Origin of the sequence: Streptomyces tyrfis, from assembly GCF_037034285.1 — a bacterium.
In the GTDB taxonomy this organism is placed as follows: Bacteria; Actinomycetota; Actinomycetes; order Streptomycetales; family Streptomycetaceae; genus Streptomyces.
In genome coordinates, this window is sequence record NZ_JBAGJZ010000004.1 from 58,441 (window position 1) to 79,604 (window position 21,164).

19 protein-coding genes are annotated in these 21,164 nt (G+C 75.8%); 13 read left to right on the plus strand and 6 right to left on the minus strand.

The genetic code is table 11. The annotated features are described in order from the left end of the window. A complete protein-coding gene (locus WA762_RS04595) occupies nucleotides 1-888 on the minus strand; it encodes an ABC transporter substrate-binding protein (RefSeq protein ID WP_335933109.1) in 888 nt (295 codons plus the stop codon). Nucleotides 889-1,039: 151 nt separating this feature from the next. Between WA762_RS04595 and WA762_RS04600 the strand changes: the two genes are divergently transcribed. The 5 genes from WA762_RS04600 (at nucleotide 1,040) to WA762_RS04620 (ending at nucleotide 6,010) form a co-directional block, all read left to right on the plus strand. Then, nucleotides 1,040-1,984, plus strand: a complete 945-nt coding sequence (locus WA762_RS04600; protein ID WP_335933110.1) for a hypothetical protein — start codon at nucleotides 1,040-1,042, stop codon at nucleotides 1,982-1,984. 142 nt (nucleotides 1,985-2,126) lie between these two features. Next, on the plus strand, nucleotides 2,127-2,273 hold the full coding sequence (locus WA762_RS04605) for a hypothetical protein (protein WP_335933111.1): 147 nt from the start codon (nucleotides 2,127-2,129) through the stop codon (nucleotides 2,271-2,273). Nucleotides 2,274-2,356: 83 nt separating this feature from the next. Further along, a complete protein-coding gene (locus WA762_RS04610; RefSeq protein WP_335933112.1) occupies nucleotides 2,357-3,508 on the plus strand; it encodes a glycosyltransferase in 1,152 nt (383 codons plus the stop codon). Nucleotides 3,509-3,616: 108 nt separating this feature from the next. Continuing rightward, nucleotides 3,617-4,822 carry an FUSC family protein gene (locus WA762_RS04615; protein ID WP_335933114.1) on the plus strand — a complete coding sequence of 402 codons (1,206 nt, stop codon included), beginning with the start codon at nucleotides 3,617-3,619 and terminating at the stop codon, nucleotides 4,820-4,822. A gap of 183 nt (nucleotides 4,823-5,005) precedes the next feature. After that, on the plus strand, nucleotides 5,006-6,010 hold the full coding sequence (locus WA762_RS04620; RefSeq protein ID WP_335933115.1) for an alpha/beta fold hydrolase: 1,005 nt from the start codon (nucleotides 5,006-5,008) through the stop codon (nucleotides 6,008-6,010). A gap of 111 nt (nucleotides 6,011-6,121) precedes the next feature. Here the strand turns inward: WA762_RS04620 and WA762_RS04625 are convergent, their stop codons facing one another. After that, on the minus strand, nucleotides 6,122-7,216 hold the full coding sequence (locus WA762_RS04625; protein WP_335933116.1) for a CU044_5270 family protein: 1,095 nt from the start codon (nucleotides 7,214-7,216) through the stop codon (nucleotides 6,122-6,124). Then, entirely contained in the window at nucleotides 7,213-7,884 is a 672-nt protein-coding gene (locus tag WA762_RS04630) for an RNA polymerase sigma factor (RefSeq protein ID WP_335933118.1), read from the minus strand. The genes WA762_RS04625 and WA762_RS04630 overlap by 4 nt, the downstream gene beginning before the upstream one ends. Before the next feature lie 269 nt (nucleotides 7,885-8,153). On the opposite strand from WA762_RS04630, the gene WA762_RS04635 reads away from it, so the two are divergent. The 3 genes from WA762_RS04635 (at nucleotide 8,154) to WA762_RS04645 (ending at nucleotide 11,270) form a co-directional block, all read left to right on the plus strand. Then, the gene (locus tag WA762_RS04635; protein ID WP_335933120.1) at nucleotides 8,154-9,758 is read left to right on the plus strand and encodes a serine protease; all 1,605 of its coding nucleotides are present in this window, start codon (nucleotides 8,154-8,156) and stop codon (nucleotides 9,756-9,758) included. Nucleotides 9,759-9,933: 175 nt separating this feature from the next. Then, the gene (locus WA762_RS04640) at nucleotides 9,934-10,644 is read left to right on the plus strand and encodes a hypothetical protein (RefSeq protein WP_335933122.1); all 711 of its coding nucleotides are present in this window, start codon (nucleotides 9,934-9,936) and stop codon (nucleotides 10,642-10,644) included. Further along, a complete protein-coding gene (locus WA762_RS04645; protein ID WP_335933124.1) occupies nucleotides 10,641-11,270 on the plus strand; it encodes a hypothetical protein in 630 nt (209 codons plus the stop codon). Before WA762_RS04640 ends, WA762_RS04645 begins: the two co-directional genes overlap by 4 nt. Nucleotides 11,271-11,330: 60 nt before the next feature. On the opposite strand, the gene WA762_RS04650 is transcribed toward WA762_RS04645, so the two are convergent. After that, on the minus strand, nucleotides 11,331-13,112 hold the full coding sequence (locus WA762_RS04650; protein ID WP_335933125.1) for a serine/threonine-protein kinase: 1,782 nt from the start codon (nucleotides 13,110-13,112) through the stop codon (nucleotides 11,331-11,333). A gap of 166 nt (nucleotides 13,113-13,278) precedes the next feature. Here WA762_RS04650 and WA762_RS04655 point away from each other — a divergent pair, with 166 nt between their 5' ends. Next, the gene (locus WA762_RS04655) at nucleotides 13,279-13,974 is read left to right on the plus strand and encodes a ribonuclease H family protein (RefSeq protein WP_335933127.1); all 696 of its coding nucleotides are present in this window, start codon (nucleotides 13,279-13,281) and stop codon (nucleotides 13,972-13,974) included. 127 nt (nucleotides 13,975-14,101) lie between these two features. After that, complete coding sequence (locus tag WA762_RS04660; RefSeq protein ID WP_335933129.1) at nucleotides 14,102-14,848, plus strand: CDP-alcohol phosphatidyltransferase family protein; 747 nt, start codon at nucleotides 14,102-14,104, stop codon at nucleotides 14,846-14,848. Here the strand turns inward: WA762_RS04660 and WA762_RS04665 are convergent. Continuing rightward, nucleotides 14,814-15,263 (minus strand): FAD synthase family protein, encoded by a 450-nt coding sequence (locus WA762_RS04665; RefSeq protein ID WP_335933130.1) that lies wholly within the window; start codon nucleotides 15,261-15,263, stop codon nucleotides 14,814-14,816. The genes WA762_RS04660 and WA762_RS04665 overlap by 35 nt on opposite strands. Nucleotides 15,264-15,469: 206 nt before the next feature. On the opposite strand from WA762_RS04665, the gene WA762_RS04670 reads away from it, so the two are divergent. The 3 genes from WA762_RS04670 to WA762_RS04680 are packed head-to-tail and all read left to right on the plus strand — an operon-like array spanning nucleotide 15,470 to nucleotide 19,664. Then, on the plus strand, nucleotides 15,470-16,735 hold the full coding sequence (locus WA762_RS04670; RefSeq protein ID WP_335933131.1) for a glycosyltransferase: 1,266 nt from the start codon (nucleotides 15,470-15,472) through the stop codon (nucleotides 16,733-16,735). Further along, nucleotides 16,732-18,423, plus strand: a complete 1,692-nt coding sequence (locus WA762_RS04675) for a lipopolysaccharide biosynthesis protein (RefSeq protein WP_335933132.1) — start codon at nucleotides 16,732-16,734, stop codon at nucleotides 18,421-18,423. Before WA762_RS04670 ends, WA762_RS04675 begins: the two co-directional genes overlap by 4 nt. Continuing rightward, the gene (locus tag WA762_RS04680; protein ID WP_335933133.1) at nucleotides 18,420-19,664 is read left to right on the plus strand and encodes an MATE family efflux transporter; all 1,245 of its coding nucleotides are present in this window, start codon (nucleotides 18,420-18,422) and stop codon (nucleotides 19,662-19,664) included. The genes WA762_RS04675 and WA762_RS04680 overlap by 4 nt, the downstream gene beginning before the upstream one ends. Here the strand turns inward: WA762_RS04680 and WA762_RS04685 are convergent. Continuing rightward, nucleotides 19,633-21,141, minus strand: coding sequence for a hypothetical protein (locus tag WA762_RS04685; RefSeq protein ID WP_443080510.1), 1,509 nt, complete (start codon nucleotides 21,139-21,141; stop codon nucleotides 19,633-19,635). The two genes, WA762_RS04680 and WA762_RS04685, sit on opposite strands and share 32 nt — an antisense overlap. Nucleotides 21,142-21,164 lie beyond the last annotated feature (23 nt).

Genomic DNA, 21,164 nt, shown 5'->3' on the forward strand with positions numbered 1-21,164 from the left:
TCACTGCCCGTCGTTGACCGTTGCCTCGGTGACGGCGCTGTCGCCGACCTTCCACGTGTCGAGGATCTTGCGGTACTCCCCGCTGTCGATCAGCTCCTGCAGCGCCCGGTGCACCGCGTCGCGCAGTCCGGCCTGGCTCTTCGAGACCGCGATGCCCCACGGGGCGGTGCCGTACTGCTTCGACAGCACCTCGTACGCGCCACTCTTCTTCTCGGTGAACATCCTGGCGACGGGGTAGTCGACGATGGTCGCGACGGCGCGTCCGCTGTCCAGCTGGAGCAGCCCCGTCGGCGCGTCCTCGCTCTGCGAGATCCGCATCTTCTCCCCGCACTCGGCGTTCTGCTCCTCGCCGATGCGCAGGTTGGAGCTGCCCTTGGCGAGCACGACGCTCTTCCCGCACAGGTCTTCGAGGGACGCGATGCCCTGCGGGTTGCCTTTCTTCGTCATGATGACGCCGCCGGTGCGGAAGTAGTCGACGAAGTCGACCGCCTGCCGCCGCTGGGCGCTGTCGGTCATGGACGACATGACCAGGTCGAAGCGGCCGGATTCCAGACCGGGTATCAGCCCGTCGAACGCGGCGTTGGTGAGCTCCAGGCGAAGGTTCAGCCGGCGGGCGACGGCCTCGGCCAGATCCGGGTCGACCCCGGTGAGCCGGGTGGTCCCCGGGGCGTACATCTCCATCGGCGGATAGCCCACCGCGGTGGCCACCCTGAGCACCCCCTGCTTCCGGTACGGATCGGGGAGCAGCTCCGCCGCCGGCCGGCCGTCGGCGGCCCGGGAGGAACTGCCGGACGGGGCGTCGCCCTGGCCGGAACGCCCGCAGGCGGTGGCCGCGAGAGCGACGACGGCCAGGGCTGCCAGACAGCGCAGAGAACGGGGACGTTTCATCTGATTTCTCCCTCAACGGGGTGGCGGTGCGCCGATGCTGGCAGCCGGGCCCGGGGGAATGGAAGATGATGAAGCCATTCATGCCTGACCATCGAAATCTGTACGGGTCCCGCGCCGCGCGCCCGGACCCGGAACGGGATTGGGACATCGCATGCCACGACCTCCGGGCCGACGCGCCCTGCTGCTGTCGGCCGGCGGGCTGCTCGCGGGCGCCTCGGGCTGCTCGGGAACCTCCCGCCCGGCGGGCGCGGCCGCGTCCGGCTCCCCGCCGGCGGCGCTCCCCGCGACCACCGCCTGGCGCCCGGACCGCGGCGACGTCGACCCCGACGTGAAGCTGCGGGCCGTCCAGGTGGTGGAGGCGATCGGCGCCTGGCCCGCCGGACAGGGCGGCGCGGACGCGGCGAAGCGGCGGGTCGCCGCGCTGGGGGCGGCGCCGTCGCTGGTGGACCGGGCGGGCCCGTTGCGGCCCGCCGCGGACACCGCCGCGCTCCAGGTGGTCGACGCGCAGTACGGCGGGATCCTGGCGGACGCGGCCAGTGTGATGGTGGCGTACCGGCAGTGGACCCCGGGGCATGCCGGGGGCACCACCGTCGACGTGCGGCTGCGCCGGGCGCGGCCCCGCTGGGAGGTCACCGAGCTCCGTCCCGGCCGCCCCGGCCCGCCCGCGGCCCGGCTGCCCGCGGCGGCGCGGCAGGTGCTGGACCACGCGCGGATCGGCCTGCCCCCGGCGGCCGAGGCCGACGTCCGCAGCGGGCACGTCCATCCGGCCGCGCTGCGCGCCCTGCTGGAACTGGCCGGAACGTACCGGATCGACGTCACGGTGTTCAGCTCCGGACACCCGCTGTACGTGTTCGGCACCGACCGGCGCAGCGACCACCCGCCGGGCCGGGCCTTCGACGTGTGGCGGATCGACGGGCGCCGGGTCGTGGACCGGGCGACCCCGCGCCGGCTCATCGAGTCGTTCATGCGGGACGCCGCCGCGGCCGGCTCGTACAACGTCGGAGGGCCGGTCCGGCTGTCCGGGGGCGCGACCCCGAACCAGTTCTTCAGCGACGACACCCACCACGACCATGTGCACGCGGGGTTCGCGGGCTGAGGCCCGCGCGGCGGCTCGGGGGCGCTGGTCGAGACCGGCGCCGAGCGGCGGCCGGGGCGCGTCGGGCGGCGAGCCGGCCGCCTCGCCGACGCCCCGGCCGCACGCCGGCTCATGCGCCTCCGGCACGAAGAACGAGCCGGCGGTGGGCGCGACCGGCTTCCCCATCACCGGGTACGGCGGCTGCGCCGAACCCGGCGTGGCACGCGCCGTCCTGGTCGCCGCCGTGCTGCTCCGGCCCTACCGGACCAGGGCGCGGGACCGGCGCACGGCCGGGGACCCGCCGGCCTGACCGCCGGCCCGCCCGCCGGGCGGCCCCGGACGGCTCGAACGCGCTCCTGCGGACGCGGAGTTCGCGGACCTAGGCTCGGCGTCATGCGTGTACTCTTCGCCTCGACCCGGGGCACGGGCCACTTCCACCCCCTCGTTCCCTTCATCGACGCCTGCGCGGAACGGGGCGACGACGTCCTCGTCGTCGGCCCGCCCGGCCTCGAACCGCAGCTCGCGTCCCGGCCGCAGCCGTACCGCGTCGGCGCGAACCCTCCGGACGACGAACTCCTGCCGATGATGGACCGGCTGCGGCGCCTGCCCCCGGACCGGGGCGTGTCCGTGATGGTCCGTGAGGTCTTCGGCCGGCTGTACGCCGACGCGCTGCTGCCCGCGCTCGACGAGGCGTGCCGCACCTGGCGCCCCGACCTCGTGCTGCGCGAACCATACGAATTCGCCTCGGTGGTGGCCGCCGAACGCCACGGAGTCCCGCACGCCCGGGTCGCGATCAGCGCCGCCCGGTTCGGGCAGGAGGCCGACCCGCTGCTGGACCCCGTGCTCGACCGGTACGGCCGCGGCATCGCCGACCGCCTCCGGGCCTCCCCGTACCTGTCGCGGCTGCCGGCCTCCCTCGACCCCTCGCCGTATCCCGCGACCCACCGCTACCACACGCCCGCACCGCACGGCGCGCCGCGGGAACGGCGGCACGACGGCGAGGACCCGCTGGTCTACCTCACCCTCGGCACCGAGGCGGGCTCCCTCCCCACCGCCCCCGGCCTGTACCGGGCGCTGCTGGACGCGGTGCGCGAACTGCCGGTGCGGGCACTGCTCACCGTGGGCCACGCCGTCGACCCGGCCTCCCTGGGACCCGTCCCGCCCCACGTCCGGGTGGAGCGGTGGGTGCCCCAGGCCGATGTGCTGGACACCGCGTCCCTCGTCGTCTGCCACGGCGGCTCCGGCACCGTCTACGGCTCCCTCGCGGCCGGTGTCCCGCTGGTCTGCGTCCCGCTCTTCGCCGACCAGCCGTACAACGCGCGGCTGGTGGCCGGGGCGGGCGCGGGGCTCGCCGTCACCCCCACCGGGGGACCCGCCGACGCGGCGGCGCTGATCGGCGCCGAGGACGTCGTCCGCGTCCGGTCCGCCGTCGAACTCGTGCTCAAGGAGCCGTCATACCGGGACCGGGCCCGGCGCCTGGCCGACGAGACGCTCTCCACCCCCACCTGCGCGGAACTGATCGAGACCCTCCGCATCCGCGGCTGACGGCGGTGCGTCCGGGCGGCCCGGGCGCACCGGCGCCCGGCACGTCCGTACGGTGGGGTTCGCGGGCCGGCGGCGGTGCGGGGCGGCGTCAGCGGGCATGGGAAAGAGATGCCAGCAGTCTCCGAGCCCGTGATCAAGCTCGTCCGGCGCACCACCGAGCCCGTCGGGGCCCAGACCCTGCGTTCCACGGCGGCCTCCGTCATCGCCTACGTCGTGGCGGTGTGGACCCTGCCGCATCCGGCCCCGCTCACGGCACCGCTGACCGCGCTCCTGGTCGTGCAGGTCACCCTCTACGCCACCCTCACCACCGGCATCAAGCGGGTGAACTCGGTCGTCGTCGGGGTGGTCATCGCCACCGCCTTCAGCTCCCTGGTCGGGCTCAGCTGGTGGAGCCTCGGACTGACGATCTTCTTCTCGCTGATCATCGGGCGGCTGGTGCGCGTCGACGAGTTCGTGCCCGAGGTGGCGATCAGCGCGATGCTGGTCCTGGGCGTCTCGCAGGTCGCCTCCACGGCGCTGGACCGGGTGCTGGAGACGCTCATCGGCGCGGGCGTGGGACTGCTGTTCAACCTGCTCTTCGCACCGCCGGTGTGGGCGCAGAGCGCGGGCGCCTCCATCGAGAACCTGGCCCGGGCGATGGGGGCGATGTTCCGCGCGATCGGCGACGACGTGCACGGCCATCTCTCCGTCCCCCGGGCGGCCGACCGGCTGCACGAGGCCCGCCGCCTCGACCACGACATCGTCGAGGTCGACGCCTCGCTGCGGCAGGCCGAGGAGGGGCTCACCCTCAACCCGCGCGTCCGGCAGGGCCTGCTCCACCGGGTCGTGCTGCGCACCGGACTGGACACCCTGGAGATCTGCGCCGTGGTGCTGCGGGTGCTGGCCCGCACCCTGACCGATCTGGCGAAGGCCCGTACCGACGAGGCGCTGCTCCCCCTCGACGTGGCCGACTCACTGCGCGCGCTGCTCGGGCAAGTGGCCGACGCCGTCGAGGCGTTCGCGGCGCTGATCACGTCCCCGCTCGCCGAGAACGCCGAGGAGGCGGAGGCCAGGCTGGCGGAGGCCCTGGAGGTCAGCCGCGTGACCAGGGACCGGGTGGCGGACCTGCTCCTGGAGAAGGTCCGGGAGCACCCCCAACAGTGGCAGCTGCACGGGGCCCTGCTCGCGGAGGTCGACCGGATCCTGGACGAACTGGACATCGACAAACGGACCGAACGCCTCGGCAGGGAACTCGACCGGCGTTCGGCGCAGCTGCACGAACGCCATCCCTGGCTGCGCGCCGTCTCCCGCCGCCTGCGGGGCGAACGGGACTGAGAACGGGACGGGCGGGGAGCGGACGGGCCGGACCCGGTACGGCCGACGGGCCTCCCTCCGCGCCGTGGGCGCTCACCCGGACGGTCGGCCGATTTCACTCCGCCGCGTCCCGCGCCGCGCCGACCCGGCACGGGCCCGGGAACGCTGGGCTCACCAACCGCATCCCGACGAAGAGAGACCGACATGACCGCCTCGACCCACTCCGCGCCCCGGACACGGACAGCCGGGCGCCGCGGGCGGACCGTCGCCGCAGCGCTGACCGCGGCCGTGCTCGCCGTCGGCGCCGTGCCCGCGGCGGCCGACGACGCCGACGCACCGGCCGGCGGCAGGCCCACGGTGGTACTGGTGCACGGAGCGTTCGCCGACGCCTCCGGCTGGAACGCCGTGGCGGAACGGCTGCGCGGCGACGGCTACCGGGTCGTGGCCCCGGCCAACCCGATGCGCGGACTGGCGGGGGACACCGCTCACCTGACCGGGGTGCTCAAGGGCGTCAAGGGCCCGGTCGTGCTGGCCGGACACTCCTACGGCGGGGCGGTGATCAGCAACGCGGCCGCCGGAAACCCGCAGGTGAAGTCGCTGGTCTTCGTCTCCGCGTACATGCCGGACAACGGCGAGTCGCTGAGCGATCTGAGGGCGAGATTCGCGGACGGCGGGCTCAACTCGGCCCTGAGCCCGAAGCCGTTCAAGAAGCCCGACGGAAGCGAGGGCACCGACCTGTACCTGCGACCCGAGAGGTTCCGCGACGTGTTCGCGGGGGACCTGCCGCCGGCCGCCGCCGCACGGCTTGCCGCCGCCCAACGCCCCCTCAGCGGGGCCGCGTTCATGGACAAGGCGACCGCGGCCGCCTGGAAGACCATTCCGTCCTGGGCGATGGTCGCCACCGGGGACCGGGCAGTGGCGCCGGACCTCGCCCGCTTCCAGGCCCGGCGCGCCAAGTCGCACACCGTCGAGGTCGACTCCTCCCACGCCGCGATGATGTCGCACCCCGACGCCGTCGCCGACCTCATCCGGCAGGCCGCCGGAGGCCGGCGCGCCGACACCTCGGCCCTGGCCTCGATGGGCACCGGCACCCTGGTCCTGACCTGCGTCGGCGGGCTCGCGGGCCTGGCCCTCCTGGCCGGTGCGGGACGCCTCGCGGCGGCCCGCGGACGCCGGGCGGCCGACGGCGGGACGGGCCGGACGCCCTGACCCGTCCGCCGGCGCGACCCCGGGCATGGCCGGTCCCGGAGCGGCCCCGGCCGGGGACCCGCGCCCCCGCACCGGGCGGCCGACGCCGGAGCGGCGCGCCCCGCCGGGGCCCTACCCCGTCACCCGCCCGGGAAGTTCGCCGGCCCGGTCGACCGCGGCCCTGACGAGGACCGCGGAGACGCCGACGACGGTCCCGGCCGGGCCGGCTTCCTCGGACCCGGTGAGCACCGTGCGCTCGCCGAGGAACGCGTACGTCGTCCGGTCGAAGACCCACTGCGTCTGCCGGCCGTGCGCGGCCCGTGCCACGGCGACGCCCTCGCGCCCCGCCGCGTCGACGGCTTCCCGCACCACCGTGACCCCGGGGATCAGCGCCGCGGCCCGGTAGAGCGCGGCCTCCACCCGGGGCGGCGCCCAGGTCTCGGCCAGCAGATCGCCGATCGCGGTGAACGCCCGCTGGTCCGGGTCCGGGCCCTGCCCCCGGGTCGCCTCCCGGATCAGCTCCAGCAGCGCGTCCGGGTCGGTGGGCAGCGACGCGACATACCGGTGGGTGGGCTCGGTGACCGACGGGACCGTCCCGCGCGCGCCGCCGGCCCGGGACGCCGCCCCCGGGCCGTCCGGGCCGCCGACCGGTGCGGCGCCGTCGAGCCGGCTGTCGGGCCCGCCGTCCTCGCGCAGCAGTCCGGGGCGGCCGCCGTCGGCCGACGACCACACCCGCCGGGTGTGCACCGGAGGCATCGTCACCGGGCCGCCCCCCGCGCTCTGCGCGGCGTAAGCCACCCGGCTCTCCACGTACACGAACTGATCGGCGCGGACCGCCGGCCGCTCGGCCCGCGCGGCGGCCAGCGCCACACGGCCGAGGAGCCGGGCCGCCCCGGGCGCGCCGGCGGCATGCCGTTCCGCGACCGGGGCGGAGCCGCGGCCCGACGGGCCCGTCGGGTCCGCCGCCACGACACCGGCGGCCGCCAGGGCGCAGGCGAGCGCGGGCACCGCGAACCGGACGAGGCGCCGGCGCGGTCGCGGGCCCCGGGCGACGGCGTCGCGGGGCGCGTGCTCCACGGCGGCCTCGCGCAACAGCGCCTCCCTCAGCAGCAGTTCCCGGTCCGGGGCCAGGCCGGGGACCGGGGGAGGGGCCGACAGGCCGGTCAGGTCCGGGCCCGGGGGCGTTTCGGACGGGCGGCCCGTGGGACGGCGGGGGGTGTTGTTCATCCGAGCTTCTCCTGGGTCGACGACGACCGGGCCAGGGAAAGGCGGCCCGGGAACGGCTGGCCGGGCGCGGTGGGCGGCGGCCCGCCCTCCCGTGCGCGGAGCCGCCCGGTCGGGCCCCGCACCGGCCGCGCGGAGGCGCGGGTCCCGGCGTCGGTCAGCTCGCGCAGCCGGGCCCGCGCCCGGGACAGGCGCGACCGGACCGTGCCGACCGGCACCCCGAGCGCCTCGGCCGCGGCCTCGTAGTCCAGACCGGCCCACACCACGAGGGTGAACACCTCCCGGTCACGGGGGCGCAGCCGGGCCAGCGCGGAGTGCGCGGCGCGCAGCCGCTCGGAGTCCGCGAGGTGGGTGACGAGATCGTCGGCGAAGTCGGGCACCGCCTCGCGCTCCGGCAGCCGGGCGAGCGCGATGTCACGCCGCCGCCGCGCACGGGCGCCGCGCCGCATGACATTGGTCGCGATGCCCAGCAGCCACGGGCGCAGGCTGCCGCCGTCCGGGCGCAGCCCCTCCCGGGCGCGCCACGCCTCCAGGAAGGTCACCGAGACGACGTCCTCGGCCTCCGCCCAGTCGCCCGTCACCCGCAGGGCATAGCGGTACAGCACTTGGGCGTGCTCGTCGTACAGCTCGCCCAGGGCGTCGCAGTCCCCACGACGGAAGCGGTTCCTCATGAGTGATTCCACACTTCGCCCTGCCACTTCCGTTGCGCGCGTTCCCGTGAGCTGCGCCACAAGGGACACATGGGCAACAGAGATACACAGAAGTGAGCAACAGCGGTTCACGAAAGCCACAGAGGCACAGGGGGCCGCAGGAGCCGCAGGGTCATGCGGGCCGGGTGCGCCGCGTGCGCGGTGCGCGGGCCGCACCGGCGGTACGGGCCGGACCCCGCCACGTGGCCCAGCTCACAGGAACTCCGGGCCCCGGCCGCGCAGTGCAGGTCATGAGCATTTCCTCCGTACCCCGCCGACGCGTCCTGCGGAACCTGGCCCTCACCATCGTCCTGGTCGGCGGCGCGACCCCCGCGTACCCCGCCGCCGCGTCCGCCGCGGAACCGGCGACCTACGCCCTGACCATCGTTCACCTCGGCCGCGACGGCCGGCCGACCGACGACTACGAGACCGGTGTCACCGGGATCTCCGGACCGGGCGCCGACACGTCCGTCCGGCCGTACGACGCCTCCGGCACGACCACCGTGCGCCTGCCGCGCGGCCGCTACCTGCTGGACAGCGAGCTGACCGGCGCCGACGGCAGGAGCACCGACTGGATCATCCAGCCGCGCCTCGACCTCGACCGCGACACCACCGTCACCGTCGACGCGCGGACCGCCGCACCCGTCGACGTCAGCCCGCCCGACAGCACCGCGACCTTCCGGAACAGCGCCATGTTCGTCCAGGTGACGCACGACGGCGCGACCCGGGAAATCAACCTGATCAAGTACACCCCGACGCTGCGCGTCGCCCACCTGGGCCCCGACGCCGAGCCGGGATCCGTGGAGCAGTGGTACGACTCCTACTGGTCCGGCAGCACCGTCGGCTACGCGCTCGGCCACACCGGCACCGGCAGCCGCGCCCTGACCGGACTCGTCCGCCACCCCTCCGCCGCCGAACTGGCCGCGGTGCGGATCAACGCGGCGGCCCGGCCGGGCGCCCGGCAGAGCGCCTCCGTGGACATCAAGCCGACCGGCCTGGCGATGGGCGTGTCCGATTCCCTGCCGACCCCCGGCGCCCTCACCTATCTCGTGACCCCCGAACGCGGCACCTGGGACATCACCTACACCGTCCCCGACACCCCCGGCGCCGACTCCAACCGCTACAGCGCCGACCGCGTCGCCGTGCGCGCCGGTGAGACGACCACGCACACCTTCGACAACGCCGTCTTCGGCCCCTCGCTCACCGACCGGCACGGCGTCGTGCGCGACGGCGGCCGGCTCACCGCCGACATCCCGCTGCTGGCCGACGGGGAAGGGCACATCCCCTCGGCGCCGCCGTACGACACCGCCACCACCACCCTGCACCGGGACGGCGTGCTCGTCGGGAAGCGGACCGGCGAGCCCGGACGGGCCTCGTTCGCCGTGCCCCCGGGACGCGCCGCGTACCGGCTGACCAGCACCGTGAGCCGCGGCGGCGCACCCGGCACCGCGACCCGGGTCACCGCCTCGTGGACCTTCGCCTCGGAGGCCGCGGCCGCGAGGGGCGGCGCGGGGGCCGGGAGGCGCGAGGGCGCGGGGTCCGGCCCGGTTCCGGTGCCGGTGAGCGTGGTGCGGTTCTCGCCCGAGCTGGCCCCCGACGGCACCGCGCCGGCCCGCACGTCCCTGCGCGTTCCCGTCACCGTGCTGGGCGCCGCCGCGGGCGGACGCGTCCGCTCCTCGGCGTACTCGTACTCCACGGACGGCGGCGCCACCTGGACCCCGGTCCCGGTCGAGCGCGGCGCCCTGACGATCGCCGGCCCCGGCCCTGGCACCGGCGTCTCGCTGCGGGCGGAGCTGACCGACACCGGCGGGAACACGCTCACCCAGACCATCGTGGACGCCTACCGCACCCGGTGACCCGCTGAGCCGGGCCCGGCCCGCCGCTCCACCCCACGGTCCTCACCAGGCAGTTCTGCTGCTCCCGGCCGGTCCTGACGGGTGGTGCGGATCACGGACAGCCCCTGGACGGCGCGTGTATGGTCCACCGGGGCACGACGTGCCCCGGTGGACCGGCGAGAACCAGGGGCGGACAGTGCGGCAGAGAGCCTACGGACAGGTGATGCGCGCCGGGGGCTGCCTGCTGATGGCGTGGCAGGTCTGGATGATGTGGTACATCGCCAGCAACGAGGCGTCGGGCGTGCGGTGGACCTGCGACGGCACCGGCGGCTGCGGCAGCGACCAGTTCGCGTCCGCGGCGCCCATCGCCGGAGTGGGCTGCGCCATCGTCCTCGGACTGCTCTGCGCCCGGTACCTGCAGCGCGCCACGCCCGGCGCGATGGTCGCGCTCAGCGCGGTCGCCGCGGTCGCGGGCTGGTACGACGCACTGGCCGAGGGGCAGGTCGACCGTGACACCACCACCTCCTTCCATCTCTTCTTCCCGTTCGCGGAGTTCTCCGTCTCCGCCTGGCTGACCTTCCTCTGGTCCGCCGCGGCGGCCGGCTGCTTCGCCGCCTGGTGGGGCGCCGCCGTGAGCCTGCGGCGCACCGCCGCCCTGCGCCGGCTCTCCCGCCGCTCCAGCACCGCCGACGCGGTGCTGGAGGGATGGCGGTCGGTGGGCGGCCGGCACGGGGAGGTCGTGGTCGTCTTCGACGACGCCGCCGGGGTGCGCCACCGGGTCCCGACCGTGGTCGACCGCGTCGCCCTGAGCCGCGACGTCCTCGCCGTGTACGACGCCGACCGCCCCGACGACCCCGCCCGCACCCGGGTCGCCATCCCGCGCCGAAGGAGGCTGCGCCTCGTATGAACCAGTCACTGTCCTCGTTCCGCAGGTTCCTCACGGCGTTCGGCCTGCTCTCCGCCGCCGTCGCCGGGCTCGCCTTCGCCGCGCTGGTGCACGGCGCCGTCGACGGCCCCCGCTGGCTGCTGCTGACCGGCCTCCCCGCGTCGGCCCTGGCCCTGACGGTGTTCGACAAGGTGGCCGAGCCGTCGCATTCGGACCTGGTCGTCCTCGGACTGCGCTCCGGCGGGCCGCGCGCCTTCGCGCCCGCCCTCGTCCACGCCGTGAAGGCGGTGGACAAGGAGTCCGGGCGCCCGGCCGCCGACGGGCGGTCGCTGAACACCGTGTTCGAATTCGACCTGACCGTGGTGCCCGACGGGCTGCCCGCCTACCGGATCAGGGCCCGTCACCCCCTCGACGCGCAGGGGCTGCTGCACCGCCGCCGGGCGGTCGTCGAGATCGACCCGGAGCAGCCCTGGCGGGTCGTCATCCCCGCCGACCCGCCGCGCGAGTGGCTGGCCCGCGCCGAGGTCCTCACCCCGCCCACCGAGGTGAAGCGGATCGTCGGCGGGGCGCCGGCCGGCCTGCGGACCTTCGTGGCGAGCCTGGTGTTCGCCGCCGTCCTGCTGGTGCTGGTACGCCTGGTGGGCTGAGCCCCCGGCGCGCGGCCCCCGTTCCGCCCGTCACGGGGCCGGACCGGGGCCGACGTCTTCTCAGGCTCCGCGCGGATACTTCTTGAGCACCTTGCCGTGGACGTCGGCCCGCAGGTACGCGCCGCCGTACTCGTCGGAGACGTAGACGCTGAGGGTGGGCTGGTAGCCGTCGAACGGCGAGGCCGGATCGATGTTCACGTAATGGGTGGTGGGACTGGCGATCCCCAGTTCCTCGTCCGCCCGGCGCATCAGCGCCGGAAGGACGTCCCAGGCGAACTTCTCCAGGTCCACGGCCTTGTCGTTCGGCATGAGCGTGCCGCCGGCCCGGTCCCGTGTCACCTCGCCGTCCCGGTAGGTGTAGACGTCGTACAGCTTCTTGTCGGCCTTCACCGGGGCCTCGATCCTCGCGAAGTCGTCGTACAGCGAGAACGAGGTGACCCGGCTGTCGCCCGTCACCCGGGCGAGCGCGGCGATCACGGACCGGGCGCCGTCCGGCGTCAGCAGATTCCCCTTCCCCGCCTCGTCGCCTCCTGCCCGGCCGGGCGCCGTCGTGCTGCCGCTGTCCTTCGCCCCGGGGCGCGTCTCCCGCGGCGCGGGGGCCGACGGGCCGTCGGAGACGCGGCCCGGGGCGGCCGACGGGTCGCCGGTGGCCTTCGTGTCGGGGGCGGGTAGCAGGGCCCAGACCAGGGCGCCGGTCAGGGCGGTTCCCGCGAGGGCCGTCGAGACCGCGGCGACCCGGCCCCGGCGCACCCGGCGGCGGGCCTCGCGCTCGCCCAGCGGCGCGGGGCGCGGCGGCTCGGGCGCGGCGGCGGGCGGGGGCACCGGCGTGCCGGGCAGCACGGCCGTCGGCACGGCCGGCCCGTGACCGGGCGGCACCGCGTCCTGGGGCGCGACCGGCGCGGGGCGCGGCGGCACCGCGTCCTGGCGGTGGACGGAGGGCCGGGACGGGGGCGGCGGCGCGTCCTGCCGGTGCGCGGAGGGCGGGGCGGGCGGCGCGTCCACCGGCGCGGCGACCGCCGCCAGCATCCGGTCCAGCTCCTCGGCGCCGGGCCGCGCGGTCGTGTCCCGGGTCAGCAGGGCGGTCAGCACCGGGGCCAGCGCACCGGCCCGACGGGGCGGCGGGACCTCCTCGTCCAGCACGGCCGCCAGCGTGGCCAGCGTGGTCGCCTTGCGCAGCGGATGTCGGCCCTCGACGGCCACGTACAGCATCATGCCGAGCGACCACAGGTCCGAGGAGGGATCGCCCTCGTCGCCCCGGATGCGCTCCGGCGCCATGTAGTCGGGGGAGCCGATGAGGGAGCCGGTCGCCGTCAGGCTGGTGGACTCCCGGATCGCGGCGATGCCGAAGTCCGTCAGCACCGGGGTGCCGTCGGGCCGCAGCAGGACGTTGGCGGGCTTGACGTCGCGGTGGTGGATGCCCGCGGCATGGGCGGCGCGCAGCGCGGCCAGCACCCCGCGGCCCAGCTCGGCTGCCTCGACGGGGGTGAGCGTTCCCTCCGCCAGGCGCTCCGCCAGCGACACCCCGGGCACGAGCTCCATCACGATCCACGGGTACGCGTGGTCGCCGCCGTCCACGATGTGGTGGACCGTGACCACGCCGGGGTGGTCGAGCCGGGCCAGCGCCCGCGCCTCGCGCAGCACCCGCTCCCGCAGCACCCGGACCGACTCCGGGTCGTTCTCCGCGAGCGCGGGATCCGGGGGCCGCACCTCCTTGAGCGCCACATCGCGGTGCAGCGCCAGGTCATGGGCCCGCCAGACCATGCCCATGCCACCACTGCCGAGCCTGTTCACCAGCTCGAAACGGTCGTCGATCACACGGCGCGCAGGCCCCCCGGCGTTCATGGGAGAAGAGGTTACGGGGTCGGCCCGGGCCGGGGCGCATCCGCCCCGCGCCATCACGGGCCGTCGACCGCCCGCGCCGCCGCGTCACGACCCCGGACCGAGCGCACCGGCCGGGGCGGGGCCTCGGCGTGCCGGAGCGGGGGCGGGGCGCTGGCATGATCGAGGCATGAACGAGAGCATCATCGCCGCGTGTGACGGCGCATCGAAGGGCAACCCGGGACCCGCGGCCTGGGCGTGGGTCGTGGCCGATGCGCAGGGGCGGCCGCAGCGCTGGGAAGCCGGCCCGCTGGGGAACGCCACCAACAACGTCGCCGAACTCACCGCGCTGCGGGAGCTGCTGGAGTCGACCGACCCGTCCGCGGCGGTCGAGGTCCGGATGGACTCCCAGTACGCGATGAACGCGGTGACCAAGTGGCTCCCGGGGTGGAAGCGCAACGGCTGGAAGACGTCGGCCGGCAAGCCGGTGGCCAACCGCGAACTGGTGGTACGGATCGACGCCCTGCTCCAGGACCGGTCCGTGAGGTTCGTCCACGTCGCCGCGCACCGGGTGGACGGCGACCCGCTGAACGCCCTCGCCGACCAGGCGGCGAGCGAGGCCGCGGCGTCCCAGCGCCCGGCCGGCACGGCGCACGGCGCCGACGGGTTCCCGACCCCCGCCCCCGCCCGGGCGACCGAGGGGCGGAGCGGCCGCGCGCCGGCGCGGAAGACCGGCGGCACGGCTCGCCCCGCGCGTTCCGGCGGCACCATCCGGGCCAGGTACGCGGGCCGCTGCCACTGCGGAAAGCCGTACGCCGCGCAGGAGATGATCGCCAAGAACCCGAACGGCTGGGGCCACCCGGAGTGCCGTACCGCCTCCTCCTGAGCGGAAGGCGGCGCCGGCTCGGGGCGGTCGCGGGCCCGCGCGACGCGGGCCCGCGTGCCATGATGCGGCGGGGACGGCGGGGCCTCGACGGCTCCGCCGGGGTCGACGCGGACACGCTGGGGGGCGTATGGAGGGCATGGGCGCGGTGCTGCGGGAGCTGCGCGGGGCGCAGAAGACGGCCAAGGGGGTGTCGCTGTACTCGCGTCTGGTGAACCGCCCGCTGGGCCGCCTGTTCGCGGCGGCCGCGTGCCGCGTCGGACTGACTCCCAATCAAGTCACGCTGTGCAGCGCCCTGTTCACCTTCACGGCCATCGCCTCGGTGGCGGTGTTCCGGCCGTCGTGGGGGCTGGCGGTCGCGGTGTACGCGGGGCTGGCGACCGGTTTCGCGCTCGACTCGGCCGACGGGCAGCTGGCCAGGCTCACCGGGCGCGGCGGCCCGGACGGCGAATGGCTGGACCACGTCGTGGACTGCGCCAAGATGATCCTGGTGCACAGCGCCGTGCTGATCTCGTTCCACCGGTTCATGGGCCTGCCGTCCGAGACCTGGCTGCTGCTGCCGCTGGGCTTTCTCTTCGTCGCCGTCCTGACCTTCTGCGCCGGTCTGCTGCGCGAGCAGCTGGGCCGGGCGGCGGGCGGCGCCCGGCCCGGGGTGAATGCCGGGACCGGCCCCGGTCCGGCGCGGGGCTCCACGGCGCGGGCCGTCGCGCTGCTGCCCGCCGACTACGGGGTGTTCTGCCTGGTGTTCCTGCTGCTGGGCGACCCGGCCGCGTTCCGTCTCGGCTACGCGGCGCTCGGCGCCGTGCACGCGTTGTTCCTGGCGGTGTTCCTGGTCAAGTGGTTCAGGGAGCTGAGAGCGTTCCGGAGTCCGGACTGACCAGGGTGTCCAGCACCCGGCGCAACTGGGTGCTGGACGTGTGCACGGTGTACGGGAGGTACACGACGTCCACGCCGACCCGGGCGAAGTCGCGCTCCAGCCGTCCGCCCCGCTCGGTGCCCCGCCAGTCGTCCCCCTTGAAGATGACGTCGAACCTGACCTGCTGCCAGGTCTCGACCTTGTCGGGCACGGTCTCGACGAACGCGGCGTCCACGTAGCGGACACTGCGCACGATCTCCAGCCGCTCCGGCAACGGGATCACCGGCTCGTGCCCCTTGGCGAGCGCGGCCATCTCGTCCGAGACGACGCCCGCGACGAGGTAGTCGCAGCGGCTGCGGGCATGCCGCAGGATGTTCAGGTGCCCGATGTGGAAGAGGTCGTAGACCCCCGGCGCGTAGCCGACCCTGTACACCATCCGTTCTCTCCCCCCACGGTGAACGCGATGCCCGGGGCCCGCGGCCGTCCTCGGACGAACCGTCCGGCGCCGCGGGACTCCCGGATCGGTGCTCTTGGTCCAACGACCTTACTGCGAAGAACAGTTGTGGTCTCGTGAACGGATAAGCTCACTTTTGGGGCTGTTCCCCGGAGGGAACAGAACGGTCCGGGGGAAGGCGAACGTCCATGTCCGAAGCCGACAGTCACCGCCCGTTCGCGGGCCGCACGCTGCTGGTCGTCTCGACGAACTACGCGCCGGAGCTGACGGGCATCGGCCCGTACGCCGCGCGGCTCGCCGAGCACTGGGCCGCGTCCGGGGCCGACACCCACGTACTGGCCGGGATGCCGCACTACCCGTCGTGGCGGACCCTGGACGGCTACCGGGGGGCGTGGCGGATCACCGAACGGCGGGCCGGAGTCACGGTCCACCGGCGAAGACACTATGTGCCGCCCCGTCAGACCGCCCTGCGCAGAGCGGCGTTCGAGGCGTCCGTGCTCGCCCACGGCCTGCTGCCGCCGCCCCTCCCCGGACCGCCGGACGCGGTCGTCTCCCAGATGCCCAGCCTGGCCGGAGGCGTCCTCGGGGCCCGGCTGGCCCGCCGCCACCGCGTCCCGCACCTGCCCGTCGTACAGGACCTGATGGGCGCCGCCGCCGCGCAGAGCGGGATCCGCGGCGGCGGGCGTGCGGCGGCGGCGGCCTCGGCGGCCGAACGCCGCACACTGCGCGGCGCGGCCCTCGTGGGCGTCATCCACGAGAGCTTCGTCCCGCGCGTCGTCGACTACGGGGTGGACCCCGGACGCATCCGCGTCGTCCCCAACTGGTCGCATGTGGCGGCCCCTTCGGCCGACCGGGCGGCCACCCGGGCGCGGCTCGGCTGGGACCGCGGCACCCCCGTCGTCCTGCACTCCGGGAACATGGGGTTCAAACAGGGCCTGGAGGTCCTCGTCGACGCGGCCCGGCTCGCCCCCGAGATCCGCGTCGTGCTGATGGGCGACGGAAGCCGGCGCGAGGCGCTGCGCGGGCGGGCGGCCGGACTGCGCAACCTCGACTTCCTGCCGCCCGCCGACGAGGGGGAGTTCACCGACGTGCTCGCCGCCGCCGACGTGCTCGCGGTGACCCAGCGCGCGTCCGTGCTCGACATGAGCGTCCCGTCCAAACTCACCTCCTACTTCGTCTCCGGCCGCCCCGTCGTCGCCTCCGTGGCCGACGGCGGAGGCACCGCCCAGGAGATCCGCCGGTCCGGGGCCGGGGTCCTCGTCGCCCCCGAGGACCCCGCCGCGCTGCTGTCGGCCGTGCGCAAGCTCGTCGAGTCGCCCGCCGAGGCCGACGCCCTCGGCGCCAACGGACCGCGGTACGTCGCACGACACCTGGGCCGGGAGGCGGCCCTGGCCCGCTTCGACGCCCTGCTCACCGAGGCCCTCGCGGACGCACAAGGGAGACCACGCCGATGACCCACCCGATCCGCGCCCTGGGGGACCAGGACGAACCCGCGCTCCTGCGGGACCAGTTCCGCCAGCTTCTGCGCTACCGGGCGCTGCTCGCCGTCGGCGTGGCCATCGGACTGCTCGGCGGCGGCTGGCTCGCCCTGAGCGGCGGCAAGAGCTACACCGCCACCGGCGAGGTGGTCGTCCGCTCCGCCACCTCCGACCCCTTCGCCGCGGGCGCCTCCGCCGACAAGGGCATCAACATCGGCTCCGAACGGCAGACCGCGGTCAGCGACACCGTGGCCGCCCTGGCCGCCGTGGCCCTCGCCCGCGACGGCGACCGGGTGGAGACCGGGCCGCTGCTGTCCGGCCTCCAGGTCACCAACCCGCCGAACACCCTGGTGCTCCGATTCGCGTACACCGCCCGCACCCCCGGCCTGGCCCGGGCCCGCGCCCAGGCGCTCGCCGACGCCTACCTGGAGATCCGCCGGCAGCGCACCGAGAACAGCATCGCCAACATGGTCGACGGCTACCGTGCCCAGCTCGTCCCCCTCACCGAACAGCGCGACCAGCTGGCCCGGCAGACCGCGGGCAGCGGCGACGTGGCCGGCGCCCGGGCCAACCTCGTCGTGGCCATCTCCGAACTCAACCGCAAGATCTCCGAGTTGCGGGCCCTGGACACCACCCCCGGCTATCTCATGAAGAAGCCCGCCGCGCCCACCGAGCCCACCGGCGCCGGGCTGCCGCTGCTCCTGGGGCTCGGCGGCGTCGTCGGTCTCGCCCTCGGACTGCTGCTGTCCTGGGTGCGCCTGGTCTTCGACCCGGCCGTGCGCTCCACCACGGAACTGGTCCGCTCCCTGGGCGCCCCCCTGCTCGGCACCCTGCCCAGGGAACGGTCGTCGGCCGGCACCCCGCTCGCCATCGGCCGCCGGGGAAGCCGCCGCGCCGAGGAGTACCGCGCGGTCGCCTTCCGGCTCGCCTACGACCCCGCGTTCGCGCGGCGCCGCAGGCTCCTGGTCACGGCGCCGCGCGGGGACGGCGGCCCGGCCGCCGCCGCCGCGGCCAACCTGGCCGCCGCCTTCGCCGAGATGGGCCGGGACGTCATCCTCCTCGAAGCCGACCTGCGCACCCCCTCGCTGGCCGCGGAGCTGGGCCCGGCCGTGCGGGACCCCGGGCCCGCCTGGACGGGGCGCGGCCGCCGGGCCTGGCCGTCCGACAGCCGGATGAACGTGGACGTGCCGGGGTCGGGCGCCTTCACCCTGGTGGCGGGCCGGCGCACGGACAACGTGGCGCGCGCCCTGACCTCCGCGCCGGTGGGACGGGTCGCCGCCGAGGCGGACCGGCCCGGCGCCGTCGTCATCGTGCAGGCCCCGCCCGTGCTGTCGTACGCCGACGCCGTCGCGCTGATCGACCGCGTCGAGGGCGTCCTGGTGGTCTGCGACGCGCGGGAGGTGCACCGCAGCGACCTGGAACGCGTCCGCGAGATCGTCGAAGCCGCCGGCGGCGCCGTCCTCGGCGCCCTGCTCCACCCCTCCCCGAGCCGCCGCGAGCGCCGCGCCCACGGCCGGGCCGCCCGGCGCGCGGCCGCCGCCGAACGGGCCGGCGCCGCACCGGTCCGGGACGACCGGAACGGCCCCGCCGGACCGGGGGCCGCCGGCGACCCGTCCGCGACGCTCGGCCTGCGCGCCTACGACCCCACCGCCGGACGCGGATGAGGGCACGCACCGCGGTCGTCTGCTCGGTCGCGGACCAGGGCGTGGCGGCGCTCACCAACATCCTGGTGCTGGTGACGGCCGCCCGGCTCTCCACCGCCGCCGGCTTCGCCCGCTTCTCGGCGGTCTACCTCGTCTTCACCGTGCTGCTGGGGGTGTCCGGCGCCCACACCGGACAGCCGCTGGCGCTGCGTCGCGGCGAGGGCGGAGACGTGGGCGGGGCCTGCCGCTCCGCGGTCGCGTTCACCCTGCTCGCCGCCGCCGCGCTCGGGATCCCGCTCGCCGCGGTCTGCCTGCCGCTGCCCGGGGCCGCCGCCCGCGCCCTGGCCGTACTCGGCCTCGTCCTGCCGGCGGTGCTCGGGCAGGACGCCCTGCGCTACGCCTTCGCCACCCTGCACCTGCCCCACCTCGCGCTCGCCGGGGACGCCCTGCGGCTGGTCTGCGCGCTGGGCGCGCTCGCCGCGCAGCCGCACGGCGTCCCGGCCGCCCGGCTCGTCCTGGTCTGGGGCCTGTCCGCGCTGCCCGCCCTTGCGCTCTCGGCGGCGCTGCTGCACCGCAGGACCGCCGGAGCGCCCACGCGCCCCCGCGACCTGCTGCGCCGCGGCCACCTCGGACGGCGCTTCGTGGTGGAGTTCGGGGTGGGCAACGCCACGAGCCAGCTGTCCGTGCTGGGACTCGGCGCGGTCGGCACCCCGCTGGCCGTCGGCGCCCTGCGCGGCTCGACCACCCTCTTCGGACCGCTGAACGTGCTGTTCAGCTCCGCCACCGGCTTCGGCCCGCCGCTGCTGGGGCGGCTCCCCTCCGCCCGCCACCGGGTCCGCGCCTCGGCCGCGCTCGCCGCCGTGCTGGCCGCGACGGCCGCGCTCTGGGCCGCCGTCCTCGCCGTGCTGCCCGACGGCATCGGCCGCCACCTGCTCGGCGACACCTGGCCCACGGCGGCCGCCCTGCTCCCGGCGACCGGCAGCCAGTACGCGGCGATGGCCGTCGGCACCTGCGGGCTGCTGGCCCTGCGCGTGCTCGATCCGCGCACCACCCTCCCCGTCCAGGTGGTGTTCTCATGTGCCGCCGTCGCGTTCCTCGCCTGCGGCTACGCGCTCGGCGGGGTGCCCGGCGCGGCCTGGGGCCTGTGCCTGGGGTCCCTGTGCAAGGCGGTGGCCACCTGGGTCCGAGTGGTGCGGCTGGGCCGTCGCGCGTCCGCCCCGGCGGCGGCCGTCAGCGCCCGCCCCGTCCGCCCCGGCCCCTGAAGCCGGCGACGAGCAGCAGGCAGAGCAGCGCGATCGCCGGTTTGCCCATGGCCTGCAGCAGCGGACCGCGCAACAGGATGAACGCGTACCCGGCGACCAGCGGCACCGCCACCGCCGACAGGCTGCCGGGCCCCTCCCGCAGGACCGCGCGCGCGTAACGCCGGTCGGTGCGCGCGGCGGCGTACCCGGCCAGCGCGAACGCCCCGGCCATGCCCGGGGCGCCGAAGTCCACCCAGAGCTCGGTCCACAATGGCGCCGACAGGTTGGTCATGTTCATACCCATCCACTGGCCGACCCGGACCCCGGTGTCCTCCGGCTTCCCGCTCCAGACCGACCGGGGCACGAAGAACAGGGCCGAGCCCGCGAGCTGCCGACCGTAGGTGTGCCCCCGGGTGCCGACCCAGGTGATGGTGTTGGCGAACATCACCGTCTGGTCGTAGTCCTTGGTGGCCAGCGGCTCGAAGACGGACGACGACTCCACCGGCCGGTACCCGGAGCTGTCGTACCGGAACCGGTCCGCGTACGGGAACAGCACCAGCGCCCCGACCACCCCCAGCGCCAGCACCGTCCGGTACACCGCCGCACTGCGCGGGAACGCGGTGAACAGACCCGACACCAGCACCGTCAGGAACCAGTAACGGGCGTTGGAAACCGGGTTGTTGACGACCAGGTTCAGCAGGACCAGCGCACTCCACACCAGCACCGTCGAGGGGGTGCGCCGGGCCCGGCGCGAGGTCACCAGCCGACGGGTGTAGAAGAGCAGCGCGAGCAGGGCGGGCACCGTTCCGAAGCCCTTCAGGAACGCCGAGCCCACGTTGGAGCCGTCCGCCCCCAGCCCGCTGCCCGCGACCGAGGCGCTGATCTCCTGCCGGCTGGTGAAGAAGACCGCGGGCCCGCCGACCCGCATCACGTAGTAGCCGCTCGCCGCGAACGCCAGCAGCACCAGCACCCTCAGCCGCACCCGGTGCGCGGAGGCGGGGCCGCCGCCGGAGCGCCCGGCGGTCCTCCGGCGCAGCGGACGCCGGGACGCCAGCAGCGCCCCGAGGTCGAACGCGGCGCAGCCGACCAGGACCAGGGCGACGGCCGTCACCAGGTCGGAGCGCGGACCGACCAGCGGCGTGGGCGTCTGGCCGATGACCGCCTGCGCGAACGGCGCCACCCCCATCGCGATGTACACGAACATCCAGAACACGCCCTGCAGCAGCCGCCGCCGGGTGGACAGCACCATCGTGGCGAGCCGGGCCCCCGCGTAGCAGGTCAGCACCAGCTGCAGCCAGTACGCGGTGTCCCGGACGCCGGAGCCCGGCTGCGCGGCGATCACCGCGGGCAGGAAGCAGACCAGCGCCAGGATGAGGGGGACGGCCAGCGCGCGCGACAGCATCGCCCATGACATGGGCCTCGCGGGCGGTCGGTCCCGGCCTCCCGGACCGTGGTCCGGCACGGGTGCGGGCGGCGCCGTCTCGCGCACGGACGTCATGGGCTCCCCGTTCCACCGACCTG